This is a genomic window from Streptomyces sp. NPDC024555, assembly GCF_055559335.1.
This window is the reverse complement of sequence record NZ_JBVHKV010000001.1, coordinates 238,229-253,082: the sequence shown is the minus strand read 5'-3', so window position 1 is coordinate 253,082 and position 14,854 is coordinate 238,229. Positions and strand designations below refer to the sequence as shown.

At 72.1% G+C, this 14,854-nt stretch carries 16 protein-coding genes and 1 tRNA gene; 6 read left to right on the top strand and 11 right to left on the bottom strand.

Features of this window, described 5'->3' with window-relative positions:
* Positions 1 to 9: 9 nt before the first annotated feature.
* The 3 genes from ACZ4FH_RS01115 to ACZ4FH_RS01105 all read right to left on the bottom strand — a co-directional run bounded on the left by ACZ4FH_RS01115 (position 10) and on the right by ACZ4FH_RS01105 (position 3,067).
* The gene (locus tag ACZ4FH_RS01115) at positions 10 to 1,533 is read right to left on the bottom strand and encodes a Stp1/IreP family PP2C-type Ser/Thr phosphatase (RefSeq protein ID WP_385103927.1); all 1,524 of its coding nucleotides are present in this window, start codon (positions 1,531 to 1,533) and stop codon (positions 10 to 12) included.
* Positions 1,534 to 1,662: 129 nt separating this feature from the next.
* The gene (locus ACZ4FH_RS01110; RefSeq protein WP_383631274.1) at positions 1,663 to 2,178 is read right to left on the bottom strand and encodes an FHA domain-containing protein FhaB/FipA; all 516 of its coding nucleotides are present in this window, start codon (positions 2,176 to 2,178) and stop codon (positions 1,663 to 1,665) included.
* A 10-nt stretch (positions 2,179 to 2,188) separates the two neighbouring features.
* Positions 2,189 to 3,067 (bottom strand): FhaA domain-containing protein, encoded by an 879-nt coding sequence (locus ACZ4FH_RS01105; RefSeq protein WP_467301488.1) that lies wholly within the window; start codon positions 3,065 to 3,067, stop codon positions 2,189 to 2,191.
* 314 nt (positions 3,068 to 3,381) lie between these two features.
* On the opposite strand from ACZ4FH_RS01105, the gene ACZ4FH_RS01100 reads away from it, so the two are divergent.
* Positions 3,382 to 3,464 (top strand) — tRNA-Leu (locus ACZ4FH_RS01100).
* A 199-nt stretch (positions 3,465 to 3,663) separates the two neighbouring features.
* Here the strand turns inward: ACZ4FH_RS01100 and ACZ4FH_RS01095 are convergent.
* Positions 3,664 to 4,275, bottom strand: a complete 612-nt coding sequence (locus ACZ4FH_RS01095; RefSeq protein WP_467301487.1) for an FMN-dependent NADH-azoreductase — start codon at positions 4,273 to 4,275, stop codon at positions 3,664 to 3,666.
* A gap of 109 nt (positions 4,276 to 4,384) precedes the next feature.
* Here ACZ4FH_RS01095 and ACZ4FH_RS01090 point away from each other — a divergent pair, with 109 nt between their 5' ends.
* Positions 4,385 to 4,732, top strand: a complete 348-nt coding sequence (locus tag ACZ4FH_RS01090) for a winged helix-turn-helix transcriptional regulator (protein ID WP_383631265.1) — start codon at positions 4,385 to 4,387, stop codon at positions 4,730 to 4,732.
* A gap of 28 nt (positions 4,733 to 4,760) precedes the next feature.
* Here ACZ4FH_RS01090 and ACZ4FH_RS01085 read toward each other — a convergent pair whose 3' ends face one another.
* A complete protein-coding gene (locus ACZ4FH_RS01085) occupies positions 4,761 to 5,216 on the bottom strand; it encodes a MarR family winged helix-turn-helix transcriptional regulator (RefSeq protein WP_467301486.1) in 456 nt (151 codons plus the stop codon).
* A gap of 91 nt (positions 5,217 to 5,307) precedes the next feature.
* On the opposite strand from ACZ4FH_RS01085, the gene ACZ4FH_RS01080 reads away from it, so the two are divergent.
* From ACZ4FH_RS01080 to ACZ4FH_RS01065, 4 genes are all read left to right on the top strand, one after another.
* Positions 5,308 to 6,453 (top strand): ABC-2 transporter permease, encoded by a 1,146-nt coding sequence (locus ACZ4FH_RS01080; RefSeq protein WP_467301485.1) that lies wholly within the window; start codon positions 5,308 to 5,310, stop codon positions 6,451 to 6,453.
* A 192-nt stretch (positions 6,454 to 6,645) separates the two neighbouring features.
* Entirely contained in the window at positions 6,646 to 8,103 is a 1,458-nt protein-coding gene (locus tag ACZ4FH_RS01075) for a DUF2252 domain-containing protein (protein ID WP_467301484.1), read from the top strand.
* A gap of 58 nt (positions 8,104 to 8,161) precedes the next feature.
* Positions 8,162 to 9,343 carry a J domain-containing protein gene (locus ACZ4FH_RS01070; protein ID WP_467301483.1) on the top strand — a complete coding sequence of 394 codons (1,182 nt, stop codon included), beginning with the start codon at positions 8,162 to 8,164 and terminating at the stop codon, positions 9,341 to 9,343.
* 71 nt (positions 9,344 to 9,414) lie between these two features.
* Complete coding sequence (locus ACZ4FH_RS01065; protein WP_383631254.1) at positions 9,415 to 9,759, top strand: rhodanese-like domain-containing protein; 345 nt, start codon at positions 9,415 to 9,417, stop codon at positions 9,757 to 9,759.
* Positions 9,760 to 9,871: 112 nt separating this feature from the next.
* Here the strand turns inward: ACZ4FH_RS01065 and ACZ4FH_RS01060 are convergent, their stop codons facing one another.
* From ACZ4FH_RS01060 to paaA, 6 genes are all read right to left on the bottom strand, one after another.
* Entirely contained in the window at positions 9,872 to 11,059 is a 1,188-nt protein-coding gene (locus ACZ4FH_RS01060; RefSeq protein ID WP_467301482.1) for an acyl-CoA dehydrogenase family protein, read from the bottom strand.
* A 98-nt stretch (positions 11,060 to 11,157) separates the two neighbouring features.
* Positions 11,158 to 12,216 carry a 2Fe-2S iron-sulfur cluster-binding protein gene (locus ACZ4FH_RS01055; protein WP_467301481.1) on the bottom strand — a complete coding sequence of 353 codons (1,059 nt, stop codon included), beginning with the start codon at positions 12,214 to 12,216 and terminating at the stop codon, positions 11,158 to 11,160.
* On the bottom strand, positions 12,217 to 12,723 hold the full coding sequence (paaD, locus tag ACZ4FH_RS01050; protein ID WP_467301480.1) for a 1,2-phenylacetyl-CoA epoxidase subunit PaaD: 507 nt from the start codon (positions 12,721 to 12,723) through the stop codon (positions 12,217 to 12,219).
* Positions 12,717 to 13,418, bottom strand: a complete 702-nt coding sequence (gene paaC / locus ACZ4FH_RS01045; RefSeq protein ID WP_467301479.1) for a 1,2-phenylacetyl-CoA epoxidase subunit PaaC — start codon at positions 13,416 to 13,418, stop codon at positions 12,717 to 12,719. The genes paaD and paaC overlap by 7 nt, the downstream gene beginning before the upstream one ends.
* Entirely contained in the window at positions 13,415 to 13,705 is a 291-nt protein-coding gene (gene paaB / locus ACZ4FH_RS01040; protein WP_383631239.1) for a 1,2-phenylacetyl-CoA epoxidase subunit PaaB, read from the bottom strand. Before paaB ends, paaC begins: the two co-directional genes overlap by 4 nt.
* On the bottom strand, positions 13,702 to 14,751 hold the full coding sequence (gene paaA / locus ACZ4FH_RS01035) for a 1,2-phenylacetyl-CoA epoxidase subunit PaaA (RefSeq protein WP_467301478.1): 1,050 nt from the start codon (positions 14,749 to 14,751) through the stop codon (positions 13,702 to 13,704). Before paaA ends, paaB begins: the two co-directional genes overlap by 4 nt.
* Between the last annotated feature and the right edge of the window lie 103 nt (positions 14,752 to 14,854).

The window sequence follows — 14,854 nt, the reverse complement described above, 5'->3', positions numbered from 1 at the left end:
CCTACGGCTTTACTGCTTACCGCACTGCGGGACCAGCTTCTTCTCTTCCTCCGAGAGGCTGGGACCGGGAGTGGGAGTCGTGGACGTCTGCTTGCTCTTGGTGCCGCCCGACGAGGACTTCTTGTCGCCGTCGGCCTTGGTCGCGTCCGTCTTGGTGGCGTCCGTGTCGGTACCGGCGGCCTGGCCCTCGTCGCTGGGGGCGTTCTTCTCGGCCGCGCGACGCTCCGCGTCCTTCTTGCACGCGCCGGCCTGGGCCGCGAGTTCGGTGATCTTCTCGCGGGCCTCGCCGAGGCTGCCCTCGGCGATGGTGGCCTCGACCTGCTTGCGCTGGTACGGCGGTAGGTACTTGAGTTCGATCTCGGGGTGGTCCGTCTCGACCTTCGAGAGGGAGACCCAGGCCAGGTCCTGGCTGATGCCCCGGTACAGCGCGACGTTGTCGTTCTTCGTGCCGACGTAGAACTGGGTCTGGGTCCAGCGGTAGCCGCCGTAGACACCGCCGCCGATGACCGCCAGGGCGAGCGCGATGTACAGCGAGCGCTTGAGCCACTTGCGGCCGCCGGGCTTCACGAAGTCGTCGTCGGTGTAGGCGTCGAAGGAACCGTTCGGCATGGCGCCGTAGCCCGCGTCGTCACCGCTGCCGGGAGGGCCGAAGCTGCCCGCGGGCGGCGGGACGGGACGGCCGAGGCCGGCCGCGCGCCCGGCGGGCGTCTGCATCGCGCCGCCGTCGTTCAGCTGCGAGCTCTGGTTCTCCGCGACGGCCCCGACGACGACCGGGGTGTCGTTGAGCTGCCCGGCCATGGTGTCGTTGCTGTCGACGTCCAGGACGTCGGCGACGATGCAGGTGATGTTGTCCGGGCCGCCGCCGCGCAGGGCGAGCTGGATCAGCTCCTGGATGGTCTCCTGCGGGCCCTGGTAGCTGGCGAGCGTCTCCTCCAGGGTCTGGTGGGAGACGACGCCGGAGAGCCCGTCGGAGCAGATCAGATAGCGGTCGCCGGCCCGGACCTCGCGGATGGAGAGATCGGGTTCGACGTGGTCGCTCGTGCCCACCGCGCGCATCAGCAGCGAGCGCTGCGGGTGGGTGGTGGCCTCCTCCTCGGTGATCCGGCCCTCGTCGACCAGCCGCTGGACCCAGGTGTGGTCCTGCGTGATCTGGGTCAGGACGCCGTCGCGCAGCAGATAGGCGCGCGAGTCGCCGACGTGGACGAGTCCGAGGCGCTGGCCGGTCCACAGGAGCGCGGTCAGCGTGGTGCCCATGCCCTCCAGCTGCGGGTCCTCCTGGACCATCAGGCGCAGTTGGTGGTTGGCCTGCTGGGCGGCGGTGCCGAGCGAGGTCAGGATGTCGGAGCCGGGCACGTCGTCGTCGAGCTGGACGAGGGTGGAGATCACCTCGGAGCTGGCGACCTCGCCGGCCGCCTGGCCGCCCATGCCGTCGGCGATGGCCAGGAGACGCGGACCGGCGTAGCCGGAGTCCTCGTTGCCCTCCCGGATCATGCCCTTGTGCGATCCGGCGGCGAAGCGCAGGGACAGACTCATGCGCACCTCACCCGTCGGTTCGGGGTACAGCCGGTCTCGAGCCACACTGCCCACCCTCCGGTCGGGAGCCTGGCCGGGTCCGATGCCCGGACCGCCGCGGCTCGCTCGCTCCGCTCGCTCATTGTCGTACTACTTCCGCAGCTCGATGACGGTCTTGCCGATCCGGATCGGCGCGCCCAGCGGAACAGGCGTGGGGGTGGTGAGGCGGGTCCGGTCCAGATACGTGCCGTTGGTGGACCCGAGATCCTCGACGATCCACTGGCCGTCACGGTCGGGGTAGATCCTGGCATGCCTGCTGGACGCGTAGTCGTCGTCCAGCACGATCGTTGAGTCATGGGCGCGGCCGAGCGTGATGGTCTGGCCCTGGAGCGCCACCGTGGTGCCGGTGAGCGTCCCCTCGGACACGACCAGCTTTGTCGGCGCCCCCCGGCGCTGGCGGCCCGGCTGCTGGCGCTGCTGGGGCGGCGCCGAGGCGTTCTGGCGCGCCTGTGGAGCCCGTCCGTCGGGCGCGGTGCGGCGCGAGCCGCGCTGTGTGACGCGCGTTCCGAACAGATCGCTGCGAATGACCTGCACGGCCACGATCACGAATAGCCACAGAACAGCCAGGAAACCTAGCCGCATGACCGTCAGGGTCAGCTCTGACATTGCCCCCGCTTCACCCTTCGGCTTGCCGGTAAACGATGGTGGTGCTGCCCACGACGATCCGCGAGCCGTCGCGGAGCGTAGCGCGGGTGGTGTGCTGCCCGTCTACCACGATGCCGTTGGTAGACCCGAGATCCTGGATCGTCGAGGGCGTTCCGGTCCGGATCTCACAGTGCCGGCGGGAGACGCCGGGGTCGTCGATCCGCACGTCGGCGTCGGTGCTGCGACCCAGCACCAGCGTCGGGCGGGAGATCTGATGGCGGGTGCCGTTGATCTCGATCCAGCGCCTCATCTGCGCGTGGGGCTGAGGGCTGGGGGCCGGCGGGCGCCGGTCGTGGCCCGGTCCGCCGTGCCCGCCGCCGGGAGGCGGTCCCGGGGGCATGGGCGGTGCGGCGGTGGGCGGGTAGCCGTAGCCGCCGGGCGCCTGGTGGCGGCCCGGGGCCGGACGGCCGGGCGGCGAGGCCGGTCCCGGCGGGTTCTGGAACGACGGCTGGCCGGGGGCGCCCTGCTGTGACGAACTCGACGCGAGGGTGCGGCTGCGCACCCGGTACAGACCGGTGTCCAGGTCCTCGGCCTTCTCCAGGTGGACCTTGATCGGTCCCATGAAGGTGTACCGCTGCTGCTTGGCGTAGTCCCGGACCAGGCCCGAGAGTTCGTCGCCCAGCTGGCCGGAGTACGGGCTCAGCCGCTCGTAGTCCGGGGCGCTCAGCTCGACGATGAAGTCGTTGGGGACGACGGTCCGCTCGCGGTTCCAGATGGTGGCGTTGTTGTCGCACTCCCGCTGGAGGGCGCCCGCGATCTCGACCGGCTGGACCTCGGACTTGAAGACCTTGGCGAAGGTGCCGTTGACCAGACCTTCGAGACGCTGCTCGAAACGCTTCATGACTCCCACGGGGCACCTCCTCCGGTGTCGTCGTCCCTGTACTGCTTACTGATCGTATCCACGCGTCGGGAAATCGGCTGGTTCCCCTTGTCTGCACTGCGGATGAGTGTCCCCCCTCACACGGATCGTAGAGGCGGCCTCCTGACAGTGTCCCGCACCTCGGGTGCACTCAGGAGGAGTGGGGGGCGGCCGCTCCGGGTTCCCGGTTCCCTCCCGAGGTTCCTCGAAACAAACGGATGTGAATCCACCCTGCCCAGCGTGCTAATCTTCCGTTTGTCGCCAGGCGGTCGCAGAACAAGCGAAGGTCTGGAAACACCACTCTTGCGCGAGTGGCGGAACGGCAGACGCGCTGGCTTCAGGTGCCAGTGTCCTTAGGGACGTGGGGGTTCAAATCCCCCCTCGCGCACAAGAGAGAAGCCCCGCAGGCCCACGGCCCGCGGGGCTTCTTCTGTTGCTGCTCCGGTACGGGCGGCCGGGGCGGGTCGCCCGGCCCGGGGGGTGGTTCGTTTCACGTGAAACGTCCGATTGCGGGTGTGCCGAAGGGGCCGGGGTTCCGTGAACCCCGGCCCCTTCGTGCCGCTCGGACGGCCGTGGCCGCGTCCGGATCAGGCGGCGAGCTTGGCGGCGAGCGCCTTGGCCTTGTCCTCGGCGTCGGTCAGCGCCTTCGCCTTGGAGGTCTCGGCCAGCGGGATCAGCTCGGCCATCTGCGGGTTGACGTGGGCCAGCGTGAGCTCCGGCACGATGAAGTCCACCTCGGCGGCGAACATCGAGGTGAGCAGCTTCTCCAGGTAGTTCTGGACGAATTCGGAGTCCGCGCGCGGGGTGCCCTCGGCGTACGAGCCGCCGCGGCTGGCGACGACGGTGATCGGGGTGCCGGCGACCGGGCTGTCAGGGCCCACGTTGAGGCCCACGACGATCACGTGGTCGAGCCAGGCCTTCAGGGTCGACGGGATCGAGAAGTTGTACATCGGCGCACCGATCAGGACCGCGTCGGCGGCGGCCAGCTCGGCGGCGAGTTCGGCGCGCAGCGGGTGCTCGGCGCCGGCCGCGGCGGCCGCGGCGTCCAGGTGCGGCAGCGGGTCGGCGGCCAGGTCGCGGTAGACGACCTCCCCGTCCGGGTGCTGATCGCGCCAGGTCTGAACGAAGGCGGCAGTGACCTCGCGCGACGCGGAACCCTGGGGGAACACGGCGGAGTCGAGGTGCAGAAGCGTGGCCATGAGGGTCTCCATGGGGATATGTAAGCAGCCGAAGTTTCGTATGCACCTAGTAATAACATAGGGGCTTACGAATAGTAAGTCCCGCACGGCGACGCAGTACCCTGGGGCCATGGCGGATCACGGCGAGCAGGCGTGCAGGCGGGTGGATGTCGGCATCAGCCGCGTCTTCGAGCTGTTCGGCAAGCGCTGGACGGGGCCGATCGTCTCCGTGCTGATGCAGCAGCCGGTGCACTTCGCCGATCTGCGGCGGGCGATCCCCGGCATCAGCGAGCGGATGCTCTCGGACCGGCTGTCCGAGCTGGGCGCGGCGGGACTGGTGGTCCGCGAGGTCGACGAGGGCCCGCCGCTGCGGGTCTCGTACCGGCTGACCGAGGCCGGCGCCGCCATGGAGCCCGCGCTCAAGGAGCTGGGCCGCTGGGCCGAGACGCATCTGAAGAGCGGCATCGGCGGCTGCTAGGAACCGCCGCGGGGGTGCGGGGCGAGGTTCAGGCGGCGGGGTCGTTCGGGCCGCCCGAGGCGTTGTACCGGAGCAGATAGTCCGCGAAGCGCGCGAGGTCGTCCTCCGTCCACTCCGCGAGCCGTTCCTGATAGGCGGCGCGGCGGCTGGCCTGGGTCGAGGCGAGCGCCCGGGTGCCGGCCTCGGTGGGGTGCAGCACCTGGATGCGGTGGTCGTCCGGGTCCGGATGGCGTTCGACCAGGCCCAGCTTCTCCAGGGTGCCGATCTGCCGGCTGACCGTGGACTTGTCCAGCATGTAGTGCGCGGCCAGGTCCGTGGCCCGGCAGCCGTGCCGGTCGTCGATGTGTGCCAGCAGCGTGTACGACACCAGGGGCAGCTCCGGATGGAGCCGGGCCGCCGCGGCGCGCGCCCGGCGCGCGAACGCGGTCAGCTCGCGCTGGATGACGTCCAGCGACTCTTCGCGGTCCTCCGGGGTGCCTGGCACGCGTTCACCTTCCTCGACTTTTCAGTTGTATAGTACAACGGAATAGGAGTTGTAAAAGCCAACCATCTGCCGATCCTCCGGAGCGTTCCCGATGTCCTCGTCCTCAGGCCCGAGCGCCGCGCCCGGCTCCACCGCCGCCGCGCTGCGCCATGTGCTCAGCCATCTCGTCACGCCGCTGCTCATGTGCGTCGGCATGGGGCTGGCCTACCTCGGGGCCTTCCACGCCCCCGAGCCGCACGATCTGCGGGTGGACGTGGTCGGTTCCGGGCCGAGCGCCCAGGTGCTTGCGCAGACCCTCCAGGACAAGGGCGACGGGGCCCTGACCGTCCGTACGGTCGCCGACCGCGCCGCGGCGGTCGACCACCTCAGGACCCAGGACAGCTACGGCGCCTATGTGCCCGGCACCCGCCCCGAACTGCTGGTGGCCTCGGCGTCCTCCGACACCAGCGCGACCGTGGTGGAGAAGGTCTTCACCGAGGTCGCGGCGGGCCAGGGAGCGCCGCTGAAGGTGACGGACACGGCCCCCACCGCCGACGGCGACCCGACCGGGCAGGGGATCTTCTTCCTGCTGGTGGCGGTGAGCATCGGTTCGTACGCCTCCGTCGCCGTGATCGGAGGCGCCGGCGCGGCGCTGCCGCTGAGGATCCGGGCGGCCCTGGCGGCGGGCGCGTCGCTCGTGGTCAGCGCGATCGGTGTGGTCTTCGCCGGACCCCTCTTCGGCCTGGTGGACCAGGGACTCGGCGGGCTGTGGGCGATGGCCTGGCTCTACGCCGCCGGCATCCTGCTGATCGGCGTCGGACTGCACACCTTCCTGAAGCGCTGGACCACCCTCGGCGTCATGGTGCTGTTCGTCATGCTGAACTTCACCAGCTCCGGCGGGATCTTCCGGCCCGAACTGCAGCCCGGCTTCTTCGGCGCCCTGCACGCGTTCTGGAACGGGGCGGGCTTCGTCGAGGGCGTCCGCAGCCATGTCTACTTCGGCGGCCACGGGCTCGGCCGCGACGTGCTGGTGCTGGCCCTCTGGCTCGTGGCGGGCCTGGTGCTGATGGCACTCGCCGGCCTGACCGAGCACAGGCGGAAGACCGCCGCGGCCGCCGGGCCGTCGGCCCCGGCGGCAGCGGTCCCGGAGGCGGGGGAGCGGCGCGTGGGCCCGGCGGGGGCGGAGCCGGGGCCGGCGCCGCGGAGCGAGGCCAGGGAGGAGATGGAGGAGGAGATGGAAGAGGCCGTGGGTGTGTGACCAGGTCCGGGGGCGGTGTCCGGGGCGGTGCCCGGCGTCCGGGCGTGAGGTTGTCCACAGGCCGCTTCAGGGGTTGTCCACAGGGGCAGACGGCCGCGGGTGGACAGCGGTACGGTCAGCGGTAGTTGATGTTGGACCGGGGACGCCGGACGCCGACCGGGCGCCGGCAGGGGTCGGGGGAGGCTGCGCGCCATGAGTGACATCGAAGCGACGACCGTGCCCGTGCAGCGGGCCGGGTACGAGGGGCCGCGCATTCCGGTCGTGCCCGGGTTCGCCCGCCGCCCGGCCACCGCCCCGGACGGTTCGGCGCTCTCCTCGCCGAGGGAGGCGGGCAAGGTCCTGCGGCAGAGCGTGCCGCGCTCCTCGCACGCCTCCCTGACCCTGCCGGAGGACCGGCCGGACGCGGTGCGGGCGGTCGAGGAGTCGAACCGGGGCAGGGTGCCCGCGCTCACTCCGATACGGGTGGGGCGGATGGCCGCCACCCCGTTCGCCTTCCTGCGCGGATCGGCCGGGCTGATGGCCCACGACCTGGTGGGGACGCCCGTCACCGGGGTCGCCGCCCAGCTCTGCGGCGACGCGCACGCGGCCAACTTCGGCCTCTACGGCGATGCCCGGGGCAGCCTTGTCATCGACCTCAACGACTTCGACGAGACCGTGGTGGGGCCCTGGGAGTGGGACCTCAAGAGGCTCGCCACCTCGCTGGTCCTCGCGGGCCGCGAGGCCGGGGCCGACGAGGAGACCTGCCGCAGGGGCGCGTACGACACGGTCGGCGCGTACCGGCGGACGATGCGGCTGCTGGCGAAGCTCCCCGCGCTCGACGCGTGGAACGCGATCGCCGACGAGGAGCTGGTCTCGCACACGGATGCCCGCGATCTCCTCGGCACGCTGGAGCGGGTCTCGGAGAAGGCCCGGAACAACACCAGTGCCCGTTTCGCCGCGAAGTCCACGGAGACCGCCGAGGACGGCGGCCGCCGGTTCGTCGACGCGCCCCCGGTGCTGCGCCGGGTGCCGGACGCGGAGGCCGCGGCCGTGGCGGCGGGACTCGGCCCCTATCTGGACACCGTGTCCGAGGACCGGGTGCCGCTGCTCGCGCGGTACGCCATCCAGGACGTGGCCTTCCGCGTCGTCGGCACGGGCAGTGTGGGGACCCGGTCGTACGTGGTGCTGCTGCTGGACCACCGGGGCGAGCCGCTGGTGCTCCAGGTGAAGGAGGCCAGGCCCTCGGTGCTGGCCCCCCATCTGGCCGCCGTGGGGTTCGAGGTCCCCGAGGCGGGGCACGAGGGCCGCCGCGTGGTGCTCGGGCAGAAGCGGATGCAGGTGGTCAGCGACATCCTGCTGGGCTGGGCGACCGTGGAGGGACGCCCGTTCCAGGTGCGGCAGTTCAGGAACCGCAAGGGCAGCGTCGACCCGGCGGCCCTGGCGGCCGACCAGGTCGACGACTACGGCCGGATGACCGGCGCGCTCCTGGCCCGCGCCCATGCGCACAGCGCCGACCCCCGTCTGATCGCGGGGTACTGCGGCAAGAACGACGAACTGGACGAGGCCGTGGCCGCGTTCGCCGTGACGTACGCGGACCGCACCGAGGCGGATCACGCGGAACTGGTCCGGGCGGTCGCCGCGGGCCGGATAGCCGCCGAGCAGGGCGTGTGACGGCCGTTCCGGCGACCGCGCGTCCTCGGCACGGTGGCCGTGGCCATACGCTGGACGGGTGACCGACGAAGCCGCCGGGGTACCGACCTCCCGGAACGACGATGCCCGGCAGGACGACCTCCTGCCGCACGAGCAGCCAGGCTCCCCGGCCGAGGCGCCCGCAGAGACCGCCGACGAGGGCGCGGAGGGCGCCGGGGCCCCCGCCGGGAGCGGGCATGCCGCTGAGGCCGCCTCCGCCGCCGGTACGGGCGCGGCTGCCGGTACGGCGGACGCCGCGGGTACGGCGGACGCAGCCGGTCCGGACACCGCTGGTCCGGACGCCCCTGCCGGCCCGGACACCTCCGCCGGTCCGAATGTCGGTGACGGGTCCGGGGCTGGTGACGCTGGTGGTTCCGCCGGGGACTCCGGTGCGGGCGATGCGGCTGGTGCGGGTGAGGCACGGGGCGAGGGTTCCGAGGACGGGGACACGCGGCCCGAGGCGCGACTGGCACGGGCCGTGCGCGTGGCCGAGCAGGCGTTGATCGAGTTCGAGATCGCGGTGGAGACCTTCCGCGTCGAGGTCGAGAACTTCTCCCGGCTGCACCACCAGCGGCTCGGGCCCATGTACGCCCGGCTCGACGAGCTGGACGCGCAGATCGCCGAGGCGCGGGCGGCCCGCACGGGGGATCCGGAGGACCTCCGCAAGGCGCAGGACGCGCGGTCCATGGTGCTGCCTATGCCCGGCGTCGACGAACTGTTCCACGACTGGATCGACTCCGACGGCCTGTCCCCCGAGGCCGCCGCCATGCTGACCGAGCAGCCCGTCCGGCCGCCCAAGCGGGTCCGCCCGACCGACGAGGCCCGCAAGCTCTACCGCGAACTGGCGCGCAAGGCCCACCCGGACCTGGCCCAGGACGAGACGGAGCGGGCTCGCCGGGAGGAGTTCATCACCCGGGTGAACGGGGCCTACGGGCGCGGCGACGAGGCGCTGCTCAGGGAACTGGCGGACGAGTGGGCCGCGGGTCCGGTCCAGCCCGAGCCGGAGATCGGCGAGGCCGAGGAGCTCTACGCCCGGCTGAACTGGCTCACCCAGCGCAAGGAACTGCTGACCGTGCTGGCCCAGGAACTGGAGGAGAGCGCCATCGGCGCCATGCTGCGGATGGCCCCGGACGACCCCGACCAACTGCTGGAGGAGATCGCCGAACAGCTGCTCGGCGAGGTCGCCCAGCGGGAGAACGAGCTGGCCGCGCTGGTGCAGTAGCGTTTCGTGTGAGTCCGGTGCATGTGATCCGGCGCACCGGTCCGGCGCATCGACGAGAGAAGGCATGACCCATGAATTTCGCCCCGCTCCCCGCGGTCGACGTCACCGCGGTCCCGGCGGACGGCTTCGTGCTGGACGTCCGGGAGGCCGACGAATGGGCGGCCGGGCACGTCGAAGGCGCGCTGCACATTCCGATGAGCGAGTTCGTGGCCCGGTTCGGTGAGCTGACCGAGGCGGCGGAGGACGGCCGGCGCGTGCATGTGATGTGCCGGGTCGGCGGCCGTTCCGCCCAGGTCACCCAGTACCTGGTGCAGCAGGGCGTCGACGCGGTGAACATCGACGGCGGCATGCTCGCCTGGGAGAGCGCCGGACGCCCCATGGTCACCGACCACGGCGGTCAGGCGTTCGTCGCCTGACGTTGCGCCCCTGACGCCCCGCCCCTGACGTTGCGCGCCTGACACCCCGCGCCCGACAGCAGCCCTGGGCCGGTGCGCGCGCTGCCTGCTCCGTCCGCCTCGCCCGCGCCGGTCAGTCGACGGGGTGGGCGGCCAGCAGGTCGCCCAGGGCCTCCTCGTGGGCCGCTGCCGGGCCGAGGGAGAGTTCGATCTGCTTCGCCCAGGCGTGGAAGCGGTGCAGGGGGTAGTCGGTGTCCGCGCCGAAGCCGCCGTGCAGGTGCTGCGCCGTCTGCACGACCCGCCGGACCCCGTCGGACGCCCAGATCTTGGCCACCGCGACATCGGCGGCCGTCGGCAGTTCGCCCGCCCCGCCGACGGAGATCCGCCAGGCGGCCTGCCAGAGGGTGACCTCCATGGCCCGCAGATCGATGTAGCGGTCCGCCGCCTGCACGGCGACCGCCTGGAACGTCGCCACCGGGAAGCCGAACTGTTCGCGCTTGCCCGTGTACGCACTCGTCATGGCGAGCACCGCCTCGCCCAGGCCCAGCGCGAGGGCGCAGGTGCCCGTGGTGAGCAGCGCGCGCAGCCACTCCCAGGCATCGGGTGCGTCGATCAGCTCGCGTCCGGTGACGCGCACCGCGTCCAGCCTTACCTCGCCGAGGAGTTCGCCGTTCGTCGAGACCTGCTCCGCGACGGTGACGCCCTCCCGGTCGCGGTGGACCAGGGCCACGACGGCGCGGCCGTCGTCGGTGTGCGCCGGTACCGCGATCAGGTCCGAGACCCCGGCCCACGGCACACCCGACTGCACCCCGTCCAGGACCCACCCCGCCTCGCCGTCCTCCGCGCCCGCTCCGGAGCCGCCGGTCCCGCCGTCCCCCCGCGCCCCGTCCGGTCGCGCGGTGACGGCCAGTTCCGCCGGGTCGTGGCCCGTGCGGCCGTTGGCGCCGACGGTCAGCACCAGCTCCCCCCGGCCCACGCGGGGCAGCAGTTCGGCGGCCAGGCCCCGGTCCCCGTACCGGTCCACCGCCGTCGCCACCGCGCACGTCTCCAGCAGCGGCACCCGGGCGAGCACCTTCGCGGACTCCCGCAGCACCAGGCAGAGCGCGATCGGGTCCAGTCCGGCACCGCCGTGCTCCGGGGCCAGGGTCAGGCTCAGCAGGTCACCGCCCGCCAGCCGGGCCCACAACGGCCGGTCGATGTCGTCGGCCACGGCCCCCGGCACGAGGGCGGGGCTCGGCACGGCGTCCGGGGCGACGCCCGCGAAGACCGCCCGCGCCGCCTCGGCCGCTGCCTGCTGTTCCTCGGTGAAGGTGAAGTCCACTGTCCCGGCCTCCCGCGAACCGCTGTGTCCGTACCCTGACCTGACGGAGCGTCAAGATAGAACAGGTTCTACAAGAAGGGAACAGTCCGGCCGCGCGGTCAGCGGTCGAAGTCCAGCTCCACCTCCCCGGTCACCGGATGCGACTGGCAGGCCAGCACATACCCGGCGTCCGTCTCCTCCGGCTCCAGCGCGTAGTTGCGGTCCATCCTCACCTCGCCCGCGACCAGGAACGCGCGGCAGGTGCCGCACACCCCGCCCTTGCAGGCGTACGGCGCGTCCGAACGGCTGCGCAGCACCGTCTCCAGCAGCGATTCGCCGTCCTCCACCGGCCAGGTGCCCGAACGGCCGTCCAGATGCGCGGTGAGCGTGCTCCGCGCGGAGGTCCCGGCCCTCGGCCGGGCGGCGGCGTCCGGGACGTCCTCGACGTGGAAGATCTCCTGGTGCACACGGCTCCGGTCGACCCCCAGGCCGTGCAGCGCCTCTTCGGCGGCCCGCACCAGGCCGAGCGGCCCGCACAGGTACCAGCCGTCGATCCCGGCGACCGGCAGCAGGGCCGGGAGCAGTGCGGTGAGCCGCTCCCGGTCGAGCCGGCCCGAGGGGAGCCCCGCCTGCTGCTCCTCCCGGGAGAGCACGGTGACCAGCTGGAAGCGGTCCGGGTAGCGGTCCTTCAGATCGGCCACCTCGTCCAGGAACATGGTGGAGGCGGCCGTGCGGTCGCTCCGGACCAGGCAGAACGAGGCCTCGGGCTCACGGGCCAGCAGCGTCGCGGCGATGGAGAGCACCGGGGTGATCCCGCTGCCGCCGACGACCGCCGCGAACCGGCCGGGGCGCGGCGCGATGACGAAGCGGCCCATCGGGGGCATCGCCTCGACCACGTCGCCGACGGCCAGCTCCTTGAACGCGTACGTGGAGAAGGCGCCGCCGTCGACGAGCCGGATGCCCACGCGCAGCACCGGCTCGGCGGGCCGCTCGGTGGCCGGGGCGCAGATCGAGTACGACCGCCTGATCTCCTCGCCGTCCACGGCGTAACGGATGTTGAGGTGCTGGCCGGGCTTGTGGCGGAAGGTTTCGCGAAGCTCGGGCGGCACGACGAAGGTGACGGCCACCGCGTCGTCCGTGAGCCGTTCGATCGCGCTGACCCGGAGCGGATGGAACATCTACAACTCCTTGAAGTGGTCGAACGGTTCGCGGCACGACACACAGCGGCGCAGTGCCTTGCAGGCGGTCGACGAGAAACGGCTGAGCAACTCCGTGTCGGTGGAGCCGCAGTGGGGGCAGCGCACCGACAGGGCCAGCGGCACGGGCCCGGAGGAGGGCGCGGAGGTGTCGTGCGGCCGCGGCGGTGCGATGCCGAACTCGGCGAGCTTGCGACGCCCCTCCGCGCTGATGTCGTCCGTCGACCACGCGGGGGAGAGCACCGTCTCGACGGAGACCTCCGCCATGCCGTGCTCGTGCAGCACGCGCTCGATGTCGGCGGACATCGTCTCCACGGCCGGACAGCCGGTGTATGTCGGGGTGAGTCGCACCGTGACCCGGCCCGGGGCGAGGACGTCCACCCCGCGCAGCACCCCCAGCTCCTCCAGGTTCAGCACGGGCAGCTCGGGATCGGGAACCGAGCCCGCGAGGGCGAACAGCTCCTCCTCCAGCGGGGTCCGGGTCACCATGACGCCCCCGGATGGCTGCGGTGCAGATGCTGCATCTCGGCGAGCATCCGGCCGAACGGCTCGGTGTGCAGGCCCTGCCGTCCCGCTCCGGCGGCCCATGCCCCCGACTGCGGACCGGCCGGCACGCTCAGCGTCGCCCGCTCCAACAGCGCGGTCACCGACTCCAGCCAGCCGTCCCGCAGCGCCTGCCAGTCCACGTCCACACCCTCGACGGGCTGGAACAGCTCGCCGGTGAAGCGCCACAGCTCGTCCAGTCCGCGCTGCATGCGCGCATGGCTCTCGTCCGTGCCGTCGCCCAGCCGGAGGGTCCACTGCTCGGCGTGGTCCCGGTGGTAGGCCACCTCCTTGACGGCCTTGGCCGCCAGGCCGGCGAACGGGCCTTCTCCGGAGGCCAGTTGTCCGTACAGCCCGTGCTGGTAGACGGAGAAGTAGAGCTGGCGGGCGATGGTGTGCGCGAAGTCGCCGTTCGGCTGCTCGACCAGCTGTACGTTCCGGAAGGCGCGCTCCTCGCGGAGATAGGCCAGCTCGTCCTCGTCGCCCTCCAGGGAGAGCAGGACCCGGGCCTGTCCGAGCAGGTCCAGCGCGATGTTGGCGAGGGCGACCTCCTCCTCCAGCACCGGGGCGTGGCCCGCCCACTCCCCCAGCCGGTGCGACAGCACCAGCGCGTCGTCGCCGAGGGCGAGGGCCGCGGTCACAGGTGCTTCACCCCGTCCGGGATCGCGTAGAACGTCGGGTGGCGGTAGGGCTTGTCGCCGGCCGGTTCGAAGAAGGCGTCCTTCTCGTCGGGCGAGGACGCCGTGATCGCGGTGGAGGGCACGACCCAGAGCGAGACGCCCTCCGAGCGGCGGGTGTACAGATCGCGGGCGTTGCGCAGGGCCATCTCCGCGTCCGGCGCGTGCAGGCTGCCCGCGTGCGTGTGCGAGAGGCCGCGCCGGGAGCGCACGAACACCTCCCACAGCGGCCAGTCGGTCGAGCTGCTCATGCTGTCGCCTCCCTCTTCGTCCCGTCCGGCGTGGCCGTGCGGGCCACCGGTGCGCCGGTGCGCGATGTCGTCGTGTGCTTCGCCGCGTGGGCCGCGGCGGCCTCGCGGACCCAGGCGCCCTCCTCGTGGGCGCGCCGGCGCTGGCCCAGGCGCTGCTCGTTGCACGGCCCGTTGCCCTTCAGGACCTCCTGGAACTCCGTCCAGTCGATCGCTCCGAAGTCGTGCTGACCGCGCTCCTCGTTCCACCGGAGGTCCGGGTCGGGGAGGGTCAGTCCGAGCGCCTCGGCCTGCGGGACGCAGATGTCCACGAAGCGCTGCCGCAGTTCGTCGTTGGAATGCCGCTTGATCTTCCAGGCCATCGACTGGGCCGAATGCGCCGAGGCGTCGTCCGGGGGGCCGAACATCATCAGGGACGGCCACCACCAGCGGTCCACCGCGTCCTGGGCCATCGCGTGCTGGGCGGGCGTCCCGTTGCTGAGGGCCAGCAGGAGTTCGTAGCCCTGGCGCTGGTGGAAGGACTCCTCCTTGCAGACGCGGACCATGGCCCGTGCGTACGGACCGTAGGAGCAGCGGCAGAGCGGGACCTGGTTGGTGATCGCGGCGCCGTCCACCAACCAGCCGATGGCGCCCACGTCCGCCCAGGTGAGCGTGGGGTAGTTGAAGATCGACGAATACCGCTGGCGGCCCGCGTGCAGCTTGTCGAGCAGTTCGTCGCGGCCGACGCCGAGCGTCTCGGCCGCGCTGTAGAGATACAGCCCGTGCCCGGCCTCGTCCTGGACCTTGGCCATCAGGATGGCCTTGCGGCGCAGGGACGGCGCGCGCGTGATCCAGTTGGCCTCCGGCTGCATGCCGATGATCTCGGAGTGGGCGTGCTGGGCTATCTGCCTGACCAGCGAGGCGCGATAGGCCTCGGGCATCCAGTCCCGGGGCTCGATGCGCTCGTCGGCCGCCACCGCGGCGTCGAAGGCCGCCGCCAGGGCCTCGTCCGCCCCTTCGGTGCCCCCCGCTGCCGTCTGCGCTGTCTGGCCCGCAGTCACTGCCGCCATCCCGGACTCCCTACCGACCGATCGTTCGGTTCTCTGTCTTCAATGGTGTGTCCGGGGCCCGTAGGGTGTCAACCCTGTGGATAACTGACCGGGATCGACGGGG